The sequence below is a fragment of the Pseudomonas sp. B20 genome, assembly GCF_020515755.1.
Taxonomy (GTDB): Bacteria; Pseudomonadota; Gammaproteobacteria; order Pseudomonadales; family Pseudomonadaceae; genus Aquipseudomonas; species Aquipseudomonas syringae.
This window is the reverse complement of sequence record NZ_JAHPJG010000008.1, coordinates 185,792-207,628: the sequence shown is the minus strand read 5'-3', so window position 1 is coordinate 207,628 and position 21,837 is coordinate 185,792. Positions and strand designations below refer to the sequence as shown.

The following is a 21,837-nucleotide window of genomic DNA, read 5'->3' as shown; positions in this document are numbered from 1 at the left end:
TTCGGTTGGGCGGTGGCAGGGAGTAACGACAGCGCTGCAAGATTCATGCGTGTGGCCCTTCAGCATTGGCTGGCGAATGAAGCGCTTTACGCGGGCTGGCCCAGGGCGCCAGCAGGAAGCTGAACGCCAGCCCCAGGCTGACCGAAAGGCCGAAGTTGCTGATCGCCGGGGTGCTGGAAACGGCCAGCAGGCCGAACGACAGCCAGGTGGTGAGCGCTGCCAGCAGCGTGCCCAGCAGGCTGACCGCCGCGCCGCCTATCTGCTCGCGCATCAGGATGGCGTAATCGACGCTGATCGCCGTGACCAGCAACAGGCCGAACAGGCTGAACAGGGTCAGCGGCTGACCGAGCCAGCCCAGGCTGGCGAGGCTGCACAGCGCCGCCAGCAGGGGCAGGGCGACGATGCGCAACGCACCACCGAAGCCAAACGGCGCGATCAGCAGCAGGACAATCAGCACGCACGACGCCAGCTTCAATTGCGCTGCGCTGATCTGCGTGTGGGCAAACACCTCGTTGAGCTCACCCAGGCGGTCGACCAGTTGCACGCCCTCCAGCCCGATGGCCTGCACGCGCAGCAACGCCATGCTGTTCATGCCGCGCAGGCTGACAATGCTGGCGACACCTTGATCGCCGTCGTCATCGCGTGTCGGTCCCAGCCAGAGCGTGCGCCACGGTTCGCTCAGCGGGCCTTGAAGCGCGTGATCGATATCTTGCGTCGGCAGTGCCTGCAATTGGGCCAGTTCAGCCTTCAAGGCACTGGCCGGAACGCCAAGTTCTACCAGCGGCGCCCAGTATTGCGGCAATTTGCCCAGTGCATCGCGGGTGGCCTGTTGTTCGGCAGGCGAATCGAGCAACTGATTGAGCGCCATGTAGCCTTGCAGCTTGTCCATGCTGATCAGCTGGTCGAGCCGTTGGGTCAATTCGGACTGCCGATCCAGCAACTGCTGTTGGTCCTTGCCGCGCACCAGAAAGAACTGGCTGGTGGGCTGATAACCGGTGATCCGTGCGATGGCCTGTGCTTCATCGGTCAACGCTTGAGGTGCTGCTACCCATTGGCGGATATCGTTCTTGGTGGTCAGGTGCCAGAGTCCGCCGCCACAGAAGGCCAACAGCAGCACCAGCAGGATCGGTGTGCTGATGCGCAGCAGCAAGGCGGCGCGGCAATCGAGCATCAATTGCGCCAGTTTCAGCGGCCACTGGGCAGGGCTGATCTCGACTTTTGCGAGCAGCGCGGGCAGCAGGCACACCGCCGTCAGGTAGGCGCCGATCAGGCCGGCCGCCGAGAACACCGCAATTTGCGTGAGTGCCGGGAACGGCGTCCAGGCCAGCGCCAGGTAGCCGATGCAACTGGTGATCAGGCTCAGGCTCAGGCCCGGCAGGGTCAGGCGCAATGCGGGCCAGCTGCGCCAGGGCTTGAGGCTCCAGCTCTTGGACAGGTAGTGCAGCGGGTAATCCACCGCCACCCCGATCAGGCTCGAGCCCAGCACCAGCGTCATGACGTGCATGCTGCCGAATATCGCGACGCAGGCCACCGCGCCGAAGAGCATGCCGACCACCACCGGCACGAATGCCAGCAGCACGCTCCAGCGGCGGAAGGCGAGCAACAGCAACAACAGGATACCGACCGTTGCGCCACCGCCGACCCAGGTGATTTCCCGGCTGGCCTGCTTCTGCCCGTCGGCAGCGTAAAGCAGCCCGCTGGCCGCGAGCAATTGACCACCTGCCTGACTGGCCTGCACCCGCGCTTGCGCCAGCAGGTCGGCAACCTGGCCGGGCAGGTGCATATCGAAGGCATCGGTTCGGGTTCGTGAACGCAGCAGTACCCAGCTTTTACCCTCGGCGCTGGCCACCAGCGCGCCACTGGCCAGGTCCGCCTCGACCGAGCCCTGTTTCGGCAGGCCGTTCTGGATACGTCCGGTCAGCCCCAGCCAGTCATCCTGGCCAGGCACCAGGCTGAACCCGGCAAACGGGTCGAACAGCGTCTGCACGCGCTGTTCGATGAAGGTTTTCGGGTCATCGATCAGCAGTGTGCGATCCGCTGTCGGCAACATGGCGATGCGCCCTTGCAGCAACTGGGTGCGCAACGCGGGCAGGTCGGCCTGCAGCGACCACTGGACCTTCTCGAACAGGCCGGTCGACTGCCATTGTTCAGCCAGAGTGCGTGCCAGTTCGACGGCCTTCTGCCGATCGCTGTGGCCCACCAGCACCAGCATTTCGCGGTTGAGCGGTTCCTGCATGCGCTTTTCTGCGCTCACCACCAGTTCGTCGTTATCGGTGCCCGGCACCAGCTCCATCAGGTTGGCCGACAGCGGCGAGCGGTCGTGCCACTGCCAGCCAGCGAGCGCCAGTACGCCCGCAAGAATCAGCAGGAACAGTCGCGGCAACAGCCGCTCAGTCTTTGAAGTCATTACGCTGCGCATCGGTCAGGGTCGGAGCACTGCTGCTGTCGATCATTTTCAGGACCGTGCTGTCGCCCTGGGTTTCCAGCAGCTCGATACGCTGCACCAGTTCGCCACCGTCGATGTTGATCTGCTTGAACACTTGTTGCAGCAGCATCGAACGCGGCGTGAGGGTGAGGTGCCAGGCATTTGCCTCGCCCTTGAGCTGCAAGTCGAAATCCCGTTGCAGGCCGCTGCTGTCGCCTTGCAGGACCGCCAGGAACAGACGGTTCTGCTCGGCACCGGCGTTCTTGTTCGGCACCGGCTTCCAGGTGCTGACATTGCCAGCGGTTTCACGACGGGCAATGCCCTCGGCATTGATGCGGTAATCCTGCTTGAGCGGTGTTTCCAGCAGCCAGAGCAGCCCGAAATCCCTGGCGAGCACGAAGCGGCCCTTGCTGAGCAGCGGTTGCGGCAGGGCGCGCAGGTGTTTTTCCTGAACGAAACGACCCTGCACCACCGCAGGTTTGGCGAGCTGGTCGCTCAGTTGTTGCAGGTCGAACGCCTGCGCCAGGGAAGAAAGGCACAGCAGACCCAGCAGGATCAAGGTACGAAGCGGGCGGTTCATGGCGAGGCGCTCTCTATTGTGCTCTCAAGGGCATTTTTCACGGCATCGATGAACACCAGCGGCGAGGCCAGTTGCATTTCCCGGCTCTGGCTGTCGACGGCGACCTGCACAGTGCTGGCGCGGGTCAGGCGCTCACCGGTGTGTGCATCGGTGATCAGGTAATTGATCTTCAGACGGTTCTCCCACTCCACCAGACTGGCGCGCACGTTCAGTGTCTGACCGAACACGGCGCTGCGCACATAGCGCAACTGCAGATCGATCACCGGCCAACCATAACCGGATTCGAGCATCTGCATGTAGTTATGCCCGATATGATCGAGCAGCGCGCAACGCGCCACTTCGAGGTACTTCACGTAGTGCCCGTGCCAGACGATGTTCATCATGTCGACGTCGAAAAACGGCACGACGATTTCAGTGTCGATGTGCAGAAAACCCTTACTGCGCATGTAACCTCCTGTGACGACCTGCGCTGATTTTACAACGCGGCACATGATCGCCGAGCGCGATCAGCTCATGAGCCTGATTCATCGGCAGACTTCCAGAATGGGTAGAAATTGAACCACTGCTGCGGCGCTTCCAGGCAATAGTGCCCAAGACGCGCGGCATAACGCGTGGCCCACTGCTCGATGACCTGAGCGCGGTCGCTGCGCCGCCACTCGATGGCGTCGGCGAACGGTTCGAGAATCACCCGATAGCCTTTCGCACCTTTGAGGCAGAAGAACAGGTTGACCGGGCACTTGAGCAGCCCGGCCAGCAGCCAGGGGCCTTGCGGGAAGGTCGCCGGCTGGCCGAGAAAGTCGACCCGCACATTGCGCCCGCCATGCAGCGCGACGCGGTCACCGGCGATGGCCAGCCACTCGCCTTCGTCCAGACGCTGGCTTAATTGCAGCATGATGGCCGGGTCCAGCTCGCTGACCTGAATCAGGCGCAGATGGGTCGCGCCGGCTTCACCGAGCAGGCGATTGAAGCGTTCGGCGTGTTTGGTGTGCACCAGCACGTTCATGGTGACCTTTTCGCCGAGTTCGGCCAGCGCCCGGCACACTTCGAGGTTGCCCAGGTGCGCACCGACCAGCATCTGCCCGCGTTGGCCACGCAGGTTCTGGCGCAGCAGGGCCTGGTCGACGATCTCGATCTGATCAATACCCAGCCTGCCGTTCCACACGTCGAGCTTGTCGAGCAAGGAATCGGCGAATGCCATGAACTGGCCGAACACCCGGCGCTGGCTGGGCCGCAGTTCGGGCTTGCCGCTCCAGTCCGCCAGGTGCTGCTGGTACTGCCAGATGCTGTGCCGGGCACGTCGGCCGAAGACAAAGAAATACAGAACGATGCCATACAGCACCGGGCTGAGCAGGCGCCGACCGAGCACTCGCATGCCCCAGGCGGTGAGTTTCATGAGCATGAAACTGCCGCGCTCCTGATGACTGGCCCAATGCTCCTTGGGCGACTTGTCGATGCTCATGGCCGCCACCGTCGCCACAGGATCATTGGCAGGCGTAGCAGCATGCCGAAGAACAGCTTGGCGTGCATTTTCGAAATCAGCGCGTTGTCGTGAAACAGGCGGAAATGCGACAGGCCGTCCTGCGGGTAGTGCACGCGAGTCGGCAGCCAGCGCATCGGCTGGCCACGCCAGGACAGGCGCACGAGCATTTCCGAGTCGAAATCCATGCGCCTGCCGATCTTCACGCTGTCGATCAGCGCGAGGACCGGGGCCAGTGGATAGAGGCGAAAACCGCACATGGAATCGCGAATGTGCAACGACAGGGTATTAATCCACACCCAGACGTGGGTCAGGTAGCGTGCATACAGCCGGCCTTTGGGCACGCTCTCGTCGAATTGCGGATAGCCACAGATCAGCGCATCCGGGTGCTGGCGCGACTGCTCCAGAAACACCGGGATATCGCTCAGATCATGCTGGCCATCGGCATCGACCTGCAACGCATGGCTGAAACCCAGCCGGATCGCCTCGCGGAAGCCGGCCATCACCGCGCCGCCCTTGCCCTGATTGACCGGCAGGCGCAGCAGGTAGATAGCCTCACCCTGCGCCAACTGCTGTAACACAGCTTCGCAGGCCGGGCTGCTGGCATCGTCCACCAGGATGCACGGTAACCCGGCGTTACGCACGGCCTTGACCACGTTGGGCACGGCCCGCTCGTGGTCGAACACCGGAATGATCACGCAAGGCTTATGCATGGTCGTCCTCCAGGAGGATCCGGCCACTGGAGCAGGGTGCGTTGTCGGCGTTGCGAAAGGCGAAGTGCAGCTTGGAACGTGCCGCATCGAAGCGCAATGTCAGCGTGAGGCGGTCGCCGGGGCGCACCAGTTGCTGGAATTTGAGCACCTCCATGCCGGCGAATCCGCATGGCAGGTCAAGCAGGCGCTGGCCCAGGCTGATCGCCCAGTCGACCTGCACCACGCCCGGCAAAATCGGCGCCTTGGGAAAGTGGCCGCTGAAAAACGCCAGATCGGGCGGAACACTCAATTGCAGGTGTAACTCGCCCTCGATGTTCTGTTGCTCAAGCACTTCCGGCTGTTTCGAGCGTGGCGCCAGCAGCAGCGCCTCGACGTCTGCTTGCGGCAGCTTGCCCTGGGCGTTGAGCGGCATCTGCCGCAGCAGCCGCCAACGACGCGGCAGGGCGATGGTTTCGCAATGCGGCTGCAGGTAGTGTCGCAAGGCTTCGGTGAGCGCCCGACGGCCCTGATTGCGCAGGGCCAGCAAGCCCGTGTCGCTGAGCACCAGCAGCGCGCCCAGCGAGGCACGGTTTGTCTGCACCACGCCAAGGCGCGCTTCACTCACCCACGGGTGAGCCGCGAGGGCCTGCTCGATCAGCGGCAAGGACACGCGTTTCTCTTCGAGTTTGACGATGCGGTCGAGCCTGCCCAGCAGTTCGAAGCGCCCATCTGCACCGATCAGCGCCGCATCGGCGGTCTGCTCGACATGGCCGGGCGGCAGATAGGGCGAGCTGATGCGCAGCGCACCTTGCGCATCCTGACTCAGCTCCACGCCGTCGAAGGCCTGCCAGCGCTGCCCGCCCTGACGCCAGGCGATGCCGCCGGTTTCCGAGCTGCCGAGAATCTCCGTCGGCCACTGACCGAGGCGTTGCTGCAGGCTCTGTGCGGCTTCGGCCGGCAATGCACCACCGGAAGAGAATACCCGGCGCACGGCCGTAAGACCCGGCCAGTCGAGATTGTCGCCCATGCGCTTGAGCAGCGCGGGGCTGGCGACCCAGGCGAATGACGGGTATTCACGGCTGGCGCGTTGCAGGTCTTCGGCGAACGGCAACTGCCGGCGCACGAACGGGCGTGCCGCGCACAGCGGCCACAGCAAGCGAAACAGCAACCCGTAAATATGTTGCGTCGCCACGCTGCCGATCATGCATGCCGCGCCCAGCTCCGCGCCCCACAGTTGTTCCAGCCCGCAGACTTCGTTGGCCAGTTGCCGCAGGCGTTTTTCGATCAGTTTGGGTTCGCCGCTGGAGCCTGATGTGCACAGGCTCAGCCGGCACTGGTCCAGGTCCAGCGCTGCCGCAGGGAGGGGCGCGGCACGCAGATCGTTCAGGTGGGTGTCACCCGGCAGGTCGGTCAGCCACAGGTCGACCTGATTCGCCCAGCGCTCGCGGGTCTGGCCCTGCAAGTCGGCGGGCAGCAACACGTGCACACCTGCGCGCCAGGCCGCGAACAATGCAATGGCCAGGTCGGCGGCATCTTCGAGGTGCACTGCAAGGTGCGTGATGCCACGCGCCTGCAGTCCAGCGGCCACGCCGAGCGCCTGATCACGAAACTGCGCGTGGTCCAGGGTCGGGGCCAGCGTCAGCAGCCGGTCGGGCAGCGCATCGAGCAGCAGGTGTTCCAGGTTCAACCAGTTCATGCGATCCATTTCATTTGCCGCCCGCGGAGGGTGGGCGGACGATCCATTCGACAGCGAACAATATGCCCATCAGGCCGTAGGAAATCAGGCCGGTGTACAGCGTCCACCATGACAACGGTGCCCACAGCGTCAGGATGGCTGACGTGAGGCCGTTGACGAGGAAGAACAGGCACCATATCTGCGTGACTTTACGCGTATAGCGGATACCCGCCTCAGGCAGATCGGGGCGGTTCAGGCGCGCCATCTTTTCCACGATCGGCGGGCCGTAGACCAGGCTTGAACCGAACAGACCGAGCATGAAGGTGCTGACCAGTACCGGGTACCAGCGCAGCATCATGTGGCTGTCGAGGGCGCCGAGCACCACGCAAAAGATCAGCGCGACAATCGCCATCGCCAGGCTGCCTTGCTTGCGCTCTCCGGTCAGGGCGCGCGCCAGCCACAGGCTGCCGAGCAGCAGCGCGAACTGCCAGGGGGCGAAATGCTCGGTCCCCCAATAGACGGCGAATGGATAGAGCACGCCGGCCAGCACCAGAATCAGGCCAATCAGCCGCTTCATTCGGCGCTGTTGACCAGTTTGTAGACGGCCTCTACCACGTCGTTTACGGTTCTCACCGACTTGAATTCTTCAGCCGCAATCTTCTTGCCGGTCTTGCGTTTGATGTGATCGATCAGGTCCACGGCATCGATACTGTCGATTTCCAGGTCCTGATACAGGTTGGCTTCAAGCGTGACTCGCTCAGGCTCCAGTTCGAACAGTTCCACCATTGCGGTGCGCAGGATTTCGAAGATGTCTTCACGGGTTTGCATGTTCAATTCTCAGGCCGGTTGTCTGGCGCTGACGAAGGCCGCAAGGCTGTCGACGCTGGCGAAATGGTTACGGGTGTCCTTTGCATCGGCATCGATCCTGATGCCATAACGCTTCTGGATGGCCAGGCCCAATTCGAGTGCATCCACCGAGTCCAGTCCCAGTCCTTCGCCAAACAGCGTCATATCGTTGCCGATATCTTCCGGGGTGATGTCTTCGAGGCCCAGGGCATCGATGATCAACAATTTAATGTCCTGGTGCAGATCGCTCATCTGAGGCGAGCTCCTTGGTGAAATAGTCATGCAGGTAATCGTTGAGCTTGCGGGACGCCAGGGGCGGTGGGCCTAGCGCACTGAAGGCGGTTGGGTCTATATCGGCACCGACGCGCAAAGTGAAGTGCACGCGGCGTTGCGGAATGCGATACCAGGGCTCGGCCTTGGTCAGGGTGGTCGGCTGGACCTTGATCGTCACCGGGGTGATGACGCTTGCGCCACGCAGCGCAATGGCGGCCGCGCCGCGGTGAAAGACCGGCGGCTGACCTGGCTGGGTGCGCGTGCCTTCCGGGAAGATGATCAGTGTCTGGCCGGTTTGCAGGCGCTCTACGGCGGCGTCGAGCATGTCCATGCTGCCATCGTTGCTGATGTAACCGGTGGAGCGCACAGGGCCGCGGGTGAACGGGTTCTCCCACAGGCTGCGTTTGACGACGCAGTTGGCGTCACGCACCAGCCCGATCAGGAACACCACATCGATCAGTGACGGGTGGTTGGCGATGATCATCTGCCCGGGACGGCCAAGCTTTTCGGCGCCTTGGACGTCGTAGGTCAGCACACGCATGCGCGCCATGATGCGGATGAACAGCCAGAACAGGCGGCTGATGGTCCGCCGCGCGCGGCGCTGATGGCTGGCCACACTGCCAGGCAGGCAACCCAATACTGGAAAAACGAACAACCGCAGGCATAAACCGCTCAACCCGAACAGGGCAAAGCTGATGCCTGTCGCCAGCAGACGCCAGTAATAGGCGTCCCGACCTTTCTTCAGTGACTGCGTTGCCAGTTCCATAACCGGTTATTCCAGGGGTGCAGGCAGACGGATTGATCAGTGTGCAAGGCCCGCAGCATGTTCAGGGCGTGAGGCCACTGAGTGCGCTTTGTGCCTTGCGTATCGGTATTCAGAGACAGTTGCCACTCATTCCCCGGCGTCAGCAGCAAGCCGACCGCGTAGGGAAAGGGCACGTCATCAATCCATTGGGCATAGGCTTGCGGCGGCTGTTCTTCAGTCACCACAAGCAATACTGCTTCTGCTCCCTCGGCCAGCAACGCTGCGGCCTCGAATGCTCCATACTCCAGCCCGTCGCCTGTGGCGGCCAGGGCTGTCATCTCACTTGTTTCACCGCGCATGATCGACCACAGACCAATGACGGCGTTATGCACTGAAAGGCTGAACTGGGTCGGTGAAAGCGGCTCGCTGGCGGCCAGATCACGCAGGATTTCAAAGGTCCTCGGGGTCTCTCCGTGGCGCGAGACAAACACCAGCGGGACGCGCTCCAGCCCTTCAGTCAACGGCCAGCCGACGGCAAACGCCATTCTTGCCATACGGCCCAGGCGGCGGCGTTGCATCGCAGGAAGAAAAGACACGTCTGGCGCTGCGTCACTGGTTTCCAGCAACGTCGGATCGAGGCTCCATCTCTGCCAGTCTTCCGCGCTCGCCAGGCCCGGCGCCCAGGCTTGCCATCGTGCAATGTTGAAGGTGATCAAGGCTTCTCTTCCCGCCCCTGCGGGCTTGTTTCTCGCTACATCGATATCAGGTCGATATCAGCCTGGGTGCGGTAATTGACCGAGTGCGCGCATTATCCTGATGGGGCTCATTACTAGCAAATTTGTTACATAAAAACCGTTTACAGGCGTGTATTTTAAGGTTGAAGTCGTTTTTCTGTATGACAACCGGCTGGCAACTGTTTTGCGTTAAGCTCACCGTTGTCATATGTGCTGTCTAGAATCGACCTCCTCTTACGGTCGTTATCGGCCACTGCTGCTGTTTCTTCATCTTTCAAGGAATCCAAAGCATGCGTCGCGTGGTATTCAATCAGAAAGGCGGTGTCGGCAAATCGAGCATCGCCTGCAATCTGGCTGCAGTCAGCGCTCACGAAGGCTATCGGACGTTATTGATCGATCTCGATGCCCAGGCCAATTCGACCCAGTACCTCACCGGCCTCACCGGCCAGGACATCCCGATGGGGATCGCCGAGTTCTTCAAGAACACGCTGTCCGGCTCACCGGTCGCCAAGAAGAACCATGTCGATATCTACGAAACACCGTTCGACAACCTGCATGTGGTCACGGCGACCGCAGAGCTTGCTGACCTGCAGCCCAAGCTTGAGGCCAAGCACAAGATCAACAAGCTGCGCAAACTGCTCGACGAGTTGAGCGAAGATTACGAGCGTATCTACCTGGATACGCCTCCCGCGCTGAATTTTTATGCGGTTTCGGCGTTGATCGCGTCCGATCGGGTGCTGATCCCTTTCGACTGCGACAGTTTCTCGCGACAGGCGCTGTACGGGCTGATGCGCGAGATCGAGGAGTTGAAAGAGGACCACAACGAAGGTCTTCAGGTGGAAGGCATCATCGTCAACCAGTTCCAGCCCAGGGCCAGCCTGCCGCAGCAAATGCTCGACGAACTGATTGCCGAAGGCTTGCCGGTGCTGCCGGTGTACCTCAACGCCTCGGTAAAAATGCGCGAGTCGCATCAGGCCAACCTGCCGCTGATCCACCTCGACCCACGGCACAAACTGACGCAGCAGTTCGTGGAACTGCATCACTTGCTCGAGACCAACGCCCATCCGTGATGGGCCACGGTGAGAGCACTCGTCATACGCAAGTCCGCTCTTGATTCTGGCCGAAGGCCGTAGGAGCGACCGGGGCGGCGATCCGCCTTGTTCGCGAAGGCTCGTCATGCAGAAGTCCGCTCTTGATTCTGGCCGAAGGCCGTAGGAGCGAACTTGTTCGCGAAGGCTATATTCCTGACGCAGAAAATCCACCGACTGTGACGCCCTCTTCGCGGACAAGTCCGCTCCTACAGGACACCGCAAACACCCGTAGGAGCGACCGGGGCGGCGATCCGCCTTGTTCGCGAAGGCTATATTCCTGACGCAGAAAATCCATCGACTATGACGCCCTCTTCGCGGACAAGTTCGCTCCTACAGGACACCGCAAACACCCGCAGGAGCGACCGTGGCGGCGATCCGCCTTGTTCGCGAAGGCTATATTCCTGACGCAGAAAATCCATCGACTATGACGCCCTCTTCGCGGACAAGTCCGCTCCTACAGGACACCGCAAACACCCGCAGGAGCGATCGGGTCAGCGATCCGCCTTGTTCGCGAAGGCTATATTCCTGACGCAGAAAATCCATCGACTATGACGCCCTCTTCGCGGACAAGTCCGCTCCTGCAGGGCACCGCAAACTCCCGGTTCGCCCCTAAGCCCTTTGACGGGCGTTCTACCGCGCAACTCTCGCTACGTCAGCGGCCTCAATACATCAGGCGTGAAGCTGCCGTCCTTCATCGAACGGGCCAGGTGTTCGGCATTCTGGCGGGCAGTGTTGGCCAGTTCTTCGGGGATGGTGATGGTCGCGTCCATGTCGGCCCGGACATGCTCCTGCGAGGTGGTCAGCGTATTGCTGCCGGGTTCGCAGCCACACTGCACCTCATGACCCTGCGTGGCGACCGCCACGAGTTCGTCGATGTAGGTGGGGTTGCCCTGGGCGATGAAGCCAATCTGCTTGCAGGCCGGGCACCACACCGGGTCTCCCATGCGCGCCACACGGCGCCGCTCGATGACTTCGCTTGCCGATGCGGCCAGCACGAAGCCGCGTGTGGTGGTGAGATCGCCTTCCCTGACTATAAATGACATCGCGCTACTGCCTCTGGGTTACGGAAAACCTCAAGGCTAGGCGCAAACACAGATTCCGATAGCACCCCAGGTCCTTTAAGGACCGGTCCTACGCAATTACCAGCCGGGCGTTTCGAGCATGTTGCACGCGCAACGACGCGACCGGCGAAATGTCCGTTCCCCTATCGTTACTCCAGCCGTAATGATTCGACGCGCTGCTTGATTGATGCTCGACCGCTATCGCTCCTAAGGTGGCCGACGACAGCAAAATCGTGGAGCGATCATGACAACAACAACTTCCCCCGACGCACGCTGGACACGTCGTCGCAGCGAGAAGCAGCGGCGTCTGGAGCAAGTGCGGGCGTTGGCCGATGGTGTGGTGTTGCCGACCGACAACATCGTCGCGGCGCTGGAGGCCCTGCTGGTTTCCGGCGACCGCGTGGTACTTGAAGGCAACAACCAGAAGCAGGCTGACTTCCTCTCCCGCGCGCTGGCCAAAGTCGATCCGGGCAAGGTGCATGACCTGCACATGATCATGCCGAGCGTCGGCCGCGCCGAGCACCTGGACCTGTTCGAGCAGGGCATTGCGCGCAAGCTGGACTTTTCGTTCGCCGGTACGCAAAGCCTGCGCATCAGTCAGTTGCTGGAAGACGGCCTGCTGGAAATCGGTGCGATCCACACCTACATCGAACTCTATTCACGGCTGGTGGTGGACCTCATCCCCAACGTGGTGCTGGCGGCGGGCTTCATGGCCGACCGAGCCGGCAACATCTACACCGGGCCCAGTACCGAAGACACCCCCGCACTCATCGAACCGGCGGCGTTCAGCGACGGCATCGTCATCGTCCAGGTCAATCAGTTGGTCGATGACGTCAGCGAGCTGCCACGCGTGGACATCCCGGCCTCATGGGTCGACTTCGTGGTGGTCGCCGACAAGCCGTTCTATATAGAACCGCTGTTCACCCGCGACCCGCGCCATATCAAGCCGGTGCATGTGCTGATGGCGATGATGGCGATTCGCGGCATCTATGAGAAACACAACGTTCAGTCGTTGAACCACGGCATTGGTTTCAACACTGCCGCCATTGAGCTGATTCTGCCGACCTACGGCGAGTCGCTGGGCCTGAAGGGCAAGATTTGTCGCAACTGGACGCTTAATCCGCATCCGACGTTGATCCCGGCCATCGAAAGCGGCTGGGTCGAGAGCGTGCATTGTTTCGGCACCGAGCTGGGCATGGAGAACTACATCGCCGCGCGCCCGGATGTGTTCTTCACCGGACGTGACGGCTCGCTACGCTCCAACCGCCAGCTCTGCCAGCTGGCCGGGCAGTACGCGGTGGACCTGTTCATCGGCGCAACCTTGCAGGTCGATGGCGACGGGCATTCCTCGACGGTCACCCGTGGTCGTCTGGCCGGTTTTGGTGGCGCGCCGAACATGGGCCACGACCCACGCGGCCGGCGTCATGCCACGCCCGCCTGGCTCGACATGCGTCAGCAGCACGATGACGGCCCGGCGGCCTACCTGGAGCGCGGCAAGAAACTGGTGGTGCAGATGGTCGAGACGTTCCAGGAGGGCGGCAAGCCGACCTTCGTCGAAACCCTGGACGCCGTCGAGGTGGCGAAGAAAAGCGGCATGCCGCTGGCACCGATCATGATCTACGGCGACGACGTGACCCACCTGCTGACGGAAGAAGGCATCGCCTACCTCTACAAGGCGCGCAGCCTTGAGGAACGCCAGGCGATGATTGCGGCAGTGGCAGGCGTGACCGTGATCGGTTTGCGCCATAACCCCAAGGACACCGCGCGCATGCGCCGTGAAGGGCTGATCGCGCTGCCCGAAGACCTCGGCATCCGGCGCACCGACGCCAGCCGTGAACTGCTGGCCGCCAAGAGCATTGCCGACCTGGTTCAGTGGTCCGGCGGCCTTTACAACCCGCCCGCCAAATTCAGGAGCTGGTAATGAGCGCACTTCAATGGACACCGCAATCGGCCTCGCTGGCCGAGCGACTGGCCGATCTGGCGGTCGACGCCTTGATCGACGAAGCCGATCTGTCGCCCAAACCGGCTCTGGTGGACCGGCGTGGCAGCGGCGCGCACAGCGACCTGCACCTGGGGTTGATGCATTCTTCGGCGCTGTCGTTGTGGCCGACTTTCAAGTGGATGGCCGACGCCGCCACGCAGTTCGGTGTCGTGGGCCAGCCATTGCGTGAGGCATTGGGCAGGCTTGGCCGTGAAGGCGAAGCCACGATGCTGCGCACCACCAGCGGGGTGAATACGCATCGCGGCGCGATCTGGGCGCTGGGCCTACTGGTAACCGCTGCCGCGCTGGATCCCCAGGAGTGTGCGCCCGAGGCCATCTGCGCACGCGCTGCCGCTTTGGCCCAGATCAAGGACCGCCAGGTGCTCAGGCAAAACAGCCACGGTGATCAGGTGGTTCGTCGTTACGGCGTCATGGGCGCCAGAGAGCAGGCACAGCAGGGGTTTCCGGCGGTCAGGCTGTTCGCCTTGCCACAACTGCAACGCAGCCGTGCGGCAGGCAGCGGCGAGCAGAACGCCCGGCTGGACGCGCTGCTGGCAATCATGACTACGCTGGACGACACCTGTGTGCTGCATCGCGCCGGCATCGAAGGGCTGAACGCCATGCAGCAAGGCGCGCAGCGCGTGCTGGACGCCGGAGGCAGCGCCAGTCTGGCGGGCCGCCGCGCACTGAACGCGCTGGATCAGCACCTGCTGGCCCTTAATGCTTCGCCCGGTGGCGCGGCGGATCTGCTGGCTGCCTGCCTGTTCATCGATGGCCTTGAGCCTGCGCTCGGCCCTGTTTCGAGGAGTGCCTGAAATGGAAACCCTGTCTTTTGAATTTCCTGCCGGACAGCCGCCCAAGGGCCGTGCGCTGGTGGGTGTGGTGGGCTCCGGTGATCTGGAGGTGCTGCTGGAACCCGGTAAACCGGGCACCTTGTCGATTCAGGTGGTGACGTCGGTCAACGGCGCCTCGTTGCGCTGGCAACACCTGTTCGAGCGCATGTTCGAGGGTCAGACCCCGCCAGCGCTGAGCATCGATATTCATGACTTCGGCGCGACGCCCGGCGTCGTGCGTTTGCGCCTGGAGCAAGGCTTCGAGGAGATCGGTCATGACTGATAACGCACGTTTGCTGAATCAGCACAGTTTCATCGAACTGGGTGCCCGACAGCGTGCCCGCGCCTTGCTGGATGCCGGCAGCTTCCGCGAATTGCTCGGTCCGTTCGATCGGGTCATGTCGCCGTGGCTGGCCATGCAGGGCGTGGTGCCCCAGGCGGATGATGGCGTGGTGGTCGCTAAAGGCACTGTCGATGGTCGGCCAGTGGTCATCGCCGCCATCGAAGGCTCGTTTCAGGGCGGCAGTATGGGCGAAGTCGGCGGTGCGAAAATGGCCGGCGCGCTGGAACTGGCTGCCGAAGACAACCGCAATGGCATTCCTACCGCCGCGATCGTGCTGCTGGAAACCGGTGGTGTGCGTCTGCAGGAAGCCAATCTGGGCCTGGCCGCGATTGCCGAGATTCATGCCGCGATAGTCGACCTGCGTCAGTACCAGCCAGTGATTGGCGTGGTCGCCGGCAGCGTCGGCTGCTTTGGCGGGATGTCCATCGCCGCCGGGCTGTGCAGTTACCTGCTGGTGACTCAGGAAGCGCGTCTGGGCCTGAACGGTCCGCAGGTGATCGAGCAGGAAGCCGGCATCGAAGAATACGACTCACGCGATCGCCCGTTCATCTGGAGCCTGACCGGTGGCGAGCAACGCTTTGCCAGCGCTCTGGTGGATGGTTTTGCTGCCGACGATGTTGCCGATATCCGCCAGCAGGTCAGCGGCTGGCTCAAGCAGGGCGTGCCCGACACGCATCGCAGCAGTCAGTACCCACTGTTCCTGCAACGCCTGGCCAGCCTCGACACTGAGCCGCAAATCGATCCGCAAAGCGTGCGCACCCTCTATCAAGGAGCCCGGTCATGAGTCATTCACAACGGGGTTTGAACTGGTTCAACGCCTTGAGCGCAGGCGCCCGTGAAGTCACTGGCCTGCCTGCCTCACTCAAGGTGGCCGATGGCGTGCTGGGCGAACAGCCGGTGCGCTTTCTGGCCGTGATTGCCGATACCGACAACCGCTTTCCCCGGGCGCGTCAGGGCGAAGTCGGCCTGCTGGAAGGCTGGGGCCTGGCCAAGGCGGTGGACGAGGCCATCGAGCAGGATCGTGACCGCGCCGCAAAGCGCGCGCTGATTGCCATCGTTGACGTACCGAGCCAGGCCTACGGGCGTCGCGAGGAAGCGCTCGGTATCCATCAGGCATTGGCCGGGGCCGTGGACAGTTACGCGCGAGCACGTCTGGCCGGGCACCCGGTGATCGGCCTGCTGGTCGGCAAAGCGATGTCCGGCGCATTCCTGGCCCACGGCTATCAGGCCAATCGATTGATCGCGCTGCGTGATCCCGGTGTGATGGTGCATGCGATGGGCAAAGCCTCGGCAGCCCGCGTAACCCTGCGCAGCGTCGAGGATCTGGAAAAGCTCGCCGCCAGCATCCCGCCGATGGCTTACGACATCGACAGCTACGCCAGTCTTGGTCTGCTCTGGGAAACCCTGGCGGTCAGCCAGATCGAACAGCCCGCCGCCGATGATCTCACCCAGGTGCGCCATGTGCTGAGCAGTGCGATCAAGGACGTACAGGCCCGCGGCGTCGATCTGAGCAGCCGACTGGGCGCCAGCAACCGTGCGGCGTCGGCCAATGTGCGCCAGTTGCTGCGGGCGCAATGGTGATCAGCAACACTGGCGCAGTGCTGCCCCATGATTTGTTGTGGGGCATGCCGCTGACTGCGTTGGCGGACGATGCGCCCAAATGGGCGGTCGACGCCGTGCTGGCCGGGCAACCGGTGGTGGTCCGGCGTCAGGTAATGCCCGCCGACCAGGTGGCCGTGGGCTTGCGCGGTCGCGGTCGCGAGCAGCGCTATGCCGCGAGCATGCCGTTGGCCGACGCCTGCCGAAGGGTCATGCCCGAGCAGTTGATCGACGTCCCGACCGAGCGCCATCAGCAATGGCCGGCGTTGCATGCGTTGCGCCAGATCCGTCCGGTCATGGAGGCGCTGGAGCTGGACTGGGGCGTCGGCGGCAGTGCCGGATTCGAGCTGGCCAGCGGTATTGCGGCGTTGCATCAGGACAGCGATCTGGACCTGATTCTGCGCACCCCGGGACGCCTGAGTCGCCGTTGTGCCGCCGAGCTGGTCGAGGCGTTGGAAACCTCGGTCTGCCGGGTCGACGTCCAGCTGCAACTCGAGCAGGGTGCCGTGGCGCTGCGTGAGTGGGCGCGGCCAACGGGGCGGGTGCTGCTCAAGACCGCCAGCGGCGCGCGGCTGGTTGCAGACCCATGGCACTTGGGTCAGGTGTGCGCATGAGCAGCCTGTGGGTATTTCCCGGCCAGGGCGCGCAGCAAGCCGGCATGCTGCATCAGTTGCCGGACGATGCTGCGGTGCGCGACTGCCTGCAGGAAGCCGCCGATGCGCTGGGCGAAGACGTGCTTGCGCTGGACACCGCCGAGGCACTGCAAGCCACCCGTGCCGTTCAGCTTTGCCTGCTGATCGCTGGCGTCGCATGCGCGCGCGTGCTGCGGGCGCGTGATTGCGTGCCGGACTACCTGGCAGGGCTGTCCATCGGCGCTTATCCGGCAGCAGTGATTTCGGGTGCGCTGGCCTTTGACGACGCCGTGCGCCTGGTCGCGCTGCGTGGCGAGCTGATGCAAAGCGCCTGGCCGCAGGGTTACGGCATGACCGCGCTCATCGGTCTGGAGCAGACGCAGGTAGAAGCGCTGATCGCGCAGGTACACAGCGCGAAGACACCGGTATTTCTCGCCAATATCAACGCCGACAACCAGATGGTGATCTCCGGCAGTGCCGAGGCGATGCAGCAGGTCGGTCAGTTGGCCAAGGCTGCCGGAGCAGCGGCGGTCAAGCATCTTGCGGTCAGCGTGCCGTCGCATTGCGCCTTGCTGGACGCTCCCGCGCAGCAACTGGCCGAGGCGTTTTCGAGCGTTGCGCTGCGGGCACCCGCGATACGTTACCTGAGCGGCAGCACGGCGCGACCTGTGTTGAATGCCGAGAAGCTGCGTGACGACCTGGCGTTCAACATGTGTCGGGTCATCGACTGGCGCAGCACCGTGGAAACCGCCTGGGAGCGGGGCGTGCGCCTGCACATCGAATTGCCGCCCGGCAGCGTGCTGACCGGGCTGGCGCGCAAGGTATTCCAGCAGGGCACGGCGCTGGCTTTTCAGGCTGCGCGTCTGGACAGCCTGGTCGCGCTGTCGCGCGAGGAGGGTCGCCGCACCCCATAGAGCCGCCGTGCAGCTGCTACGAAGGACAAAAACAACAACTTCAGCAATGCAAACAGAGGAATAACAACAATGATTATCTACGGTGTTGCACTACTGGCCATCTGCACGCTTGCGGGCGTGATTCTCGGCGATATGCTCGGCATTCTGCTGGGCGTGAAATCCAACGTGGGCGGGGTCGGGATCGCCATGATCCTGTTGATCTGCGCGCGCCTGTGGATGGAAAAACACGGCGGCATGAGCAAGGACTGCGAAATGGGTGTCGGCTTCTGGGGTGCGTTGTACATCCCGGTGGTGGTGGCGATGGCCGCACAACAAAACGTGGTAACCGCACTCAAGGGCGGGCCGGTGGCGGTGTTGGCTGCTGTGGGTTCGGTGGTGCTGTGTGCCTGCACCATCGCAGTGATCAGCCGCACTAATCGCGGTGAGCCGTTACCCAAGGAAGAGCCGCTGCTGACGCCTGAAATCGCCCCGGCCGGAGGTCGCTGATATGTGGGATCTCATCGAGAAGGGGCTTGAACACAACGGCCTGATCACCGCTTTCGCTTTCGTCGGCATCATCATGTGGGTTTCTGTGGTGCTGTCCAAGCGCCTGACGTTTGGCCGGGTGCATGGTTCGGCCATTGCGATCGTCATCGGGCTGATTCTGGCCTGGGTCGGCGGCACCTTGACCGGCGGCCAGAAAGGGTTGGCGGATATCACGCTTTTTTCCGGTATTGGCCTGATGGGCGGAGCGATGCTGCGTGACTTCGCTATCGTGGCGACGGCTTTTGAAGTGCAGGCCACCGAAGCGCGCAAGGCCGGACTGATCGGTGTGATTGCCTTGCTGTTGGGCACGATTCTGCCGTTTATCGTCGGTGCGAGCATTGCCTGGGTATTCGGTTATCGGGACGCGATCAGCATGACCACCATCGGTGCCGGGGCAGTAACCTACATTGTCGGCCCGGTGACCGGTGCTGCGCTGGGCGCCACCTCCGATGTGATGGCGCTGTCGATTGCCACCGGCCTGATCAAGGCGATTCTGGTGATGGTCGGCACGCCCATGGCGGCGCGCTGGATGGGGCTGGACAATCCGCGCTCGGCGATGGTTTTCGGTGGTCTGGCGGGTACTGTCAGTGGCGTCACCGCAGGGCTGGCGGCAACCGACCGGCGTCTGGTGCCCTATGGCGCGCTGACCGCTACGTTCCACACCGGTCTGGGCTGCCTGCTCGGGCCATCGGTGCTGTATTTCATCGTGCGCGCCATCGTCGGCTAGGCTCTGTACTAAAAGTGGCTGCGCTCGGTGATGCTTCGTTAAAAACAGGCTCGGAATGCTCATTTACAACACGTAGACTCCGCTTCCTCGCCTGTTTTTGCCTCGCCTGACCTTCGCTCGCCGACTTTTCGTACAGAGCCTAGGTCAGGTCGTCTGTTCCAGCAGCCGGTTGGTGTACATCCGGCACTCGGCCAACAGGGCGAGCAGGTTGGGATCGCGCTGTTTGGATTTGAGAAAAACAATGCCGATGTGTTGCTGCATCCGGTAGCGGCTCTGCAACGGGATCAGGCGCACGCGGTTTTCATAGACCGCGGCGATTCTTCCCGGCAACAGTGCGTAGCCAACGCCGGAGCTGACCATGCTCAGCAGGGTGAAGATGTCATTGACCTGCATCGCCACCTTGGGCTCGAAACCGGCCTGCTGAAACACCCGGATTCCGTCACGGTGCGTGGCGAAGCCTTGGGTCAGGGTGATGAACGTCGCTTCGCGCAGGTCGCCCAGGTCCACTTCAGAGTGTTCGGCGAACGGTGAGTCGGTGGGGACGGCGAGAAAGATGTCGTCGGAGAACAGCGCCAGATGTTCGCAGTCCGGGTCATGGGTGCTTTCATCCAGCGACACCAGCATCGCATCGACTTCCATGTTCTTGAGCTTGTAGAGCAGGTCCATGTTCGAGCCCAGAATCAGGTCGATATTCAGCTCGCTGCGGCGGATCTTCAGGCCCATGATCAACTGCGGCACGGTCTTGACCGTCAGCGAATACAACGCCCCCAGGCGAAACCGCGCCGCTGAAAAACCTGCTGCCTGACGGGTCAGCTCTACCGTGGCGAGCACATCCTGGACCAGTTTCTGCGCACGCTCTTCCAGCACATACGCGCTTTCCAGCGGCGTCAGGTTGCGTCCCTCGTGCTTGAACAACGGGCACCGCAGCGCGCTTTCCAGCGAATGAATGGCGCGGTGCACGCTGACGTTACTGGTCTGCAGCTCCTCCGCCGCCCGCGCCAGATTGCCGGTGCGCATGAAGGCCAGGAATATTTCCAGTTTCTTGAGCGTCAGTTCGTCATCGATCTGCATGTCGTGGCGCTTATGGTTGAGGTGCGCTGATTGTGCACAACTCATGCGTCGATAGCTGCTTAAAATATCCGTCACTGACACGGGTGTTGCGGTTTGTTTCAATAACCCGGAGTCTCTGTTTCCAGTGTTTTCGCCATTGAGAGAGGTATTGAGCGGATGTACTACGGAGAAAAATTCAACGCCTGGTCGCACCTGGTTGGCGCCGTGCTGGCGGCCGTCGGTGCGATCTGGTTATTGGTCATGGCGTGTCTGCATGGTGATGTCTGGAAAGTGGTCAGCATGGCCATTTATGGTGTGTGTCTGGTGACGCTGTACAGCGTCTCGACGGTCTACCACAGCGTCAAGGGACGCTCGAAATCGATCATGCAGAAGGTCGATCATTTTTCGATCTATCTGATGATTGCCGGCAGCTACACCCCGTTCTGTCTGGTGACATTACGCGGTGCGTGGGGCTGGACCCTGTTCGGAATTGTCTGGGGGCTGGCGCTGATCGGCATCCTGCAAGAGATAAAACCGCGCTCCGAAGCGCGAATCATGTCCATCGTGATCTATGCGGTGATGGGCTGGATCGTGCTGGTGGCCGTCAAGCCACTGCTGGCTGCGCTCGGTGTATCGGGTTTCATCTGGCTGGCCGGAGGCGGCGTGCTGTACACCGTCGGCATCCTGTTCTTCGCCTACGACCAGATCCGCCACTTTCACGGCATCTGGCACCTGTTCGTCATCGGCGGCAGTTTGATGCACTTCGTGGCGATTTGTTTTTATGTGCTGTGAAAGTGGCCAGGTTCAGGCCTCAATGGCTGTGTAAATGCAAATCCTTGTGGGAGCGAGCCGGTGTCTGACTCTGAGCGTGCAGCGCGTTTGAGGACGCATCAAATGATTAGAAATCGCCCCACAACTGCTGCGCCACGCTGAGCGCGACCACGGGAGCGGTTTCAGTGCGCAGCACGCGTGGGCCGAGGCGCGCGGCGTGGAAGCCGGCGTCTTGCGCCTGAGCGACTTCCGCATCGTTCAGACCGCCTTCCGGACCAATCAGAAAGGCCAGGCTGACAGGTTTGTCATGGCTGGTCAGGGGTTCGGCCACCGGGTGCAGGACCAGTTTCAGGTCGGCCTCGGTGTGCTTGATCCACTCGGCCAGCGGCATCGGCGCATGAATCACCGGCACCACGGAGCGACCACATTGCTCACAGGCGCTGATCGCGATCTGCTGCCAGTGCGCCTGACGCTTCTCGGCACGTTCGTCTTTCAGGCGCACCTCGCAGCGTTCGCTGATAATCGGCGTGATTTCGCTGACGCCCAGTTCGGTGGCCTTTTGAATGGCCCAGTCCATCCGCTCGCCCCGCGACAGGCCTTGACCGAGATGAATGCGCAGGCCTGACTCTACCTGGCCCGCGAAGCTTTCAGTGAGCTGCACATGCACGCGCTTCTTGCCGACTTCCAGCAAGGTGCCGCGAAACTCCTGACCCGACCCGTCGAACAGTTGCAGCGCGTCACCTTCGGTCATGCGCAGCACGCGGCTGATGTAATGCGCCTGGGCCTCAGGCAGTTCATGCTCGCCCAGACTCAGCGGCGTTTCAGTAAAAAAGCGGGACAGTCTCATGGTGTGTCTCGGTTCC

General features: G+C 62.4%; 25 protein-coding genes. 11 read left to right on the top strand and 14 right to left on the bottom strand.

Annotated features, from left to right (window positions below):
- Nucleotides 1-43 precede the first annotated feature (43 nt).
- The 11 genes from LIX91_RS11420 to LIX91_RS11370 all read right to left on the bottom strand — a co-directional run bounded on the left by LIX91_RS11420 (nt 44) and on the right by LIX91_RS11370 (nt 9,429).
- The gene (locus LIX91_RS11420; protein WP_226488498.1) at nt 44-2,407 is read right to left on the bottom strand and encodes an MMPL family transporter; all 2,364 of its coding nucleotides are present in this window, start codon (nt 2,405-2,407) and stop codon (nt 44-46) included.
- Nucleotides 2,391-3,005: an outer membrane lipoprotein carrier protein LolA gene (locus tag LIX91_RS11415; protein WP_003414287.1), complete on the bottom strand. Its 615-nt coding sequence runs from the start codon at nt 3,003-3,005 to the stop codon at nt 2,391-2,393. The genes LIX91_RS11420 and LIX91_RS11415 overlap by 17 nt, the downstream gene beginning before the upstream one ends.
- Nucleotides 3,002-3,451 carry an acyl-CoA thioesterase gene (locus tag LIX91_RS11410; RefSeq protein WP_003414289.1) on the bottom strand — a complete coding sequence of 150 codons (450 nt, stop codon included), beginning with the start codon at nt 3,449-3,451 and terminating at the stop codon, nt 3,002-3,004. The genes LIX91_RS11415 and LIX91_RS11410 overlap by 4 nt, the downstream gene beginning before the upstream one ends.
- 65 nt (nt 3,452-3,516) lie before the next feature.
- Nucleotides 3,517-4,464 carry a glycosyl transferase gene (locus tag LIX91_RS11405; RefSeq protein ID WP_003414291.1) on the bottom strand — a complete coding sequence of 316 codons (948 nt, stop codon included), beginning with the start codon at nt 4,462-4,464 and terminating at the stop codon, nt 3,517-3,519.
- Entirely contained in the window at nt 4,461-5,195 is a 735-nt protein-coding gene (locus tag LIX91_RS11400) for a glycosyltransferase family 2 protein (RefSeq protein ID WP_046237741.1), read from the bottom strand. Before LIX91_RS11400 ends, LIX91_RS11405 begins: the two co-directional genes overlap by 4 nt.
- Entirely contained in the window at nt 5,188-6,870 is a 1,683-nt protein-coding gene (locus LIX91_RS11395) for an acyl-CoA synthetase family protein (protein WP_226488497.1), read from the bottom strand. The genes LIX91_RS11400 and LIX91_RS11395 overlap by 8 nt, the downstream gene beginning before the upstream one ends.
- A gap of 10 nt (nt 6,871-6,880) precedes the next feature.
- Entirely contained in the window at nt 6,881-7,426 is a 546-nt protein-coding gene (locus LIX91_RS11390) for a membrane protein (RefSeq protein ID WP_004409305.1), read from the bottom strand.
- Entirely contained in the window at nt 7,423-7,677 is a 255-nt protein-coding gene (locus tag LIX91_RS11385; RefSeq protein ID WP_003316687.1) for an acyl carrier protein, read from the bottom strand. Before LIX91_RS11385 ends, LIX91_RS11390 begins: the two co-directional genes overlap by 4 nt.
- Nucleotides 7,678-7,686: 9 nt before the next feature.
- Nucleotides 7,687-7,947 (bottom strand): phosphopantetheine-binding protein, encoded by a 261-nt coding sequence (locus LIX91_RS11380; RefSeq protein WP_003316688.1) that lies wholly within the window; start codon nt 7,945-7,947, stop codon nt 7,687-7,689.
- On the bottom strand, nt 7,922-8,734 hold the full coding sequence (locus tag LIX91_RS11375) for a lysophospholipid acyltransferase family protein (protein WP_226488496.1): 813 nt from the start codon (nt 8,732-8,734) through the stop codon (nt 7,922-7,924). The genes LIX91_RS11380 and LIX91_RS11375 overlap by 26 nt, the downstream gene beginning before the upstream one ends.
- A complete protein-coding gene (locus tag LIX91_RS11370) occupies nt 8,710-9,429 on the bottom strand; it encodes a beta-ketoacyl synthase chain length factor (RefSeq protein ID WP_226488495.1) in 720 nt (239 codons plus the stop codon). The genes LIX91_RS11375 and LIX91_RS11370 overlap by 25 nt, the downstream gene beginning before the upstream one ends.
- Before the next feature lie 308 nt (nt 9,430-9,737).
- Here LIX91_RS11370 and LIX91_RS11365 point away from each other — a divergent pair, with 308 nt between their 5' ends.
- On the top strand, nt 9,738-10,517 hold the full coding sequence (locus LIX91_RS11365; RefSeq protein ID WP_003304810.1) for a ParA family protein: 780 nt from the start codon (nt 9,738-9,740) through the stop codon (nt 10,515-10,517).
- 668 nt (nt 10,518-11,185) lie between these two features.
- On the opposite strand, the gene LIX91_RS11355 is transcribed toward LIX91_RS11365, so the two are convergent.
- Nucleotides 11,186-11,581: a PAAR domain-containing protein gene (locus tag LIX91_RS11355; RefSeq protein WP_004409311.1), complete on the bottom strand. Its 396-nt coding sequence runs from the start codon at nt 11,579-11,581 to the stop codon at nt 11,186-11,188.
- A 262-nt stretch (nt 11,582-11,843) separates the two neighbouring features.
- Between LIX91_RS11355 and mdcA the strand changes: the two genes are divergently transcribed.
- From mdcA to madM, 9 genes are all read left to right on the top strand, one after another.
- Nucleotides 11,844-13,520 carry a malonate decarboxylase subunit alpha gene (gene mdcA / locus LIX91_RS11350; protein WP_003402963.1) on the top strand — a complete coding sequence of 559 codons (1,677 nt, stop codon included), beginning with the start codon at nt 11,844-11,846 and terminating at the stop codon, nt 13,518-13,520.
- Nucleotides 13,520-14,395 carry a triphosphoribosyl-dephospho-CoA synthase gene (locus LIX91_RS11345; RefSeq protein ID WP_226488494.1) on the top strand — a complete coding sequence of 292 codons (876 nt, stop codon included), beginning with the start codon at nt 13,520-13,522 and terminating at the stop codon, nt 14,393-14,395. The genes mdcA and LIX91_RS11345 overlap by 1 nt, the downstream gene beginning before the upstream one ends.
- A 1-nt stretch (nt 14,396) precedes the next feature.
- On the top strand, nt 14,397-14,696 hold the full coding sequence (locus LIX91_RS11340) for a malonate decarboxylase subunit delta (RefSeq protein WP_003414308.1): 300 nt from the start codon (nt 14,397-14,399) through the stop codon (nt 14,694-14,696).
- Entirely contained in the window at nt 14,689-15,540 is an 852-nt protein-coding gene (locus LIX91_RS11335) for a biotin-independent malonate decarboxylase subunit beta (RefSeq protein ID WP_003414310.1), read from the top strand. The genes LIX91_RS11340 and LIX91_RS11335 overlap by 8 nt, the downstream gene beginning before the upstream one ends.
- Nucleotides 15,537-16,337: a biotin-independent malonate decarboxylase subunit gamma gene (gene mdcE / locus LIX91_RS11330; RefSeq protein WP_100072838.1), complete on the top strand. Its 801-nt coding sequence runs from the start codon at nt 15,537-15,539 to the stop codon at nt 16,335-16,337. Before LIX91_RS11335 ends, mdcE begins: the two co-directional genes overlap by 4 nt.
- The gene (locus LIX91_RS11325) at nt 16,331-16,969 is read left to right on the top strand and encodes a malonate decarboxylase holo-ACP synthase (protein ID WP_226488493.1); all 639 of its coding nucleotides are present in this window, start codon (nt 16,331-16,333) and stop codon (nt 16,967-16,969) included. Before mdcE ends, LIX91_RS11325 begins: the two co-directional genes overlap by 7 nt.
- Nucleotides 16,966-17,901: a malonate decarboxylase subunit epsilon gene (mdcH, locus tag LIX91_RS11320; protein ID WP_226488492.1), complete on the top strand. Its 936-nt coding sequence runs from the start codon at nt 16,966-16,968 to the stop codon at nt 17,899-17,901. Before LIX91_RS11325 ends, mdcH begins: the two co-directional genes overlap by 4 nt.
- Before the next feature lie 69 nt (nt 17,902-17,970).
- A complete protein-coding gene (madL, locus tag LIX91_RS11315; RefSeq protein WP_226488491.1) occupies nt 17,971-18,387 on the top strand; it encodes a malonate transporter subunit MadL in 417 nt (138 codons plus the stop codon).
- A 1-nt stretch (nt 18,388) separates the two neighbouring features.
- Entirely contained in the window at nt 18,389-19,153 is a 765-nt protein-coding gene (gene madM, locus LIX91_RS11310) for a malonate transporter subunit MadM (RefSeq protein WP_024677058.1), read from the top strand.
- A gap of 144 nt (nt 19,154-19,297) precedes the next feature.
- On the opposite strand, the gene LIX91_RS11305 is transcribed toward madM, so the two are convergent.
- Nucleotides 19,298-20,224 carry a LysR substrate-binding domain-containing protein gene (locus LIX91_RS11305; protein WP_003414316.1) on the bottom strand — a complete coding sequence of 309 codons (927 nt, stop codon included), beginning with the start codon at nt 20,222-20,224 and terminating at the stop codon, nt 19,298-19,300.
- Between the two features lie 156 nt (nt 20,225-20,380).
- On the opposite strand from LIX91_RS11305, the gene trhA reads away from it, so the two are divergent.
- On the top strand, nt 20,381-20,995 hold the full coding sequence (gene trhA, locus LIX91_RS11300; protein WP_003414317.1) for a PAQR family membrane homeostasis protein TrhA: 615 nt from the start codon (nt 20,381-20,383) through the stop codon (nt 20,993-20,995).
- 106 nt (nt 20,996-21,101) lie between these two features.
- Here trhA and LIX91_RS11295 read toward each other — a convergent pair whose 3' ends face one another.
- Nucleotides 21,102-21,821 (bottom strand): 16S rRNA (uracil(1498)-N(3))-methyltransferase, encoded by a 720-nt coding sequence (locus tag LIX91_RS11295; RefSeq protein ID WP_100072834.1) that lies wholly within the window; start codon nt 21,819-21,821, stop codon nt 21,102-21,104.
- Nucleotides 21,822-21,837 lie beyond the last annotated feature (16 nt).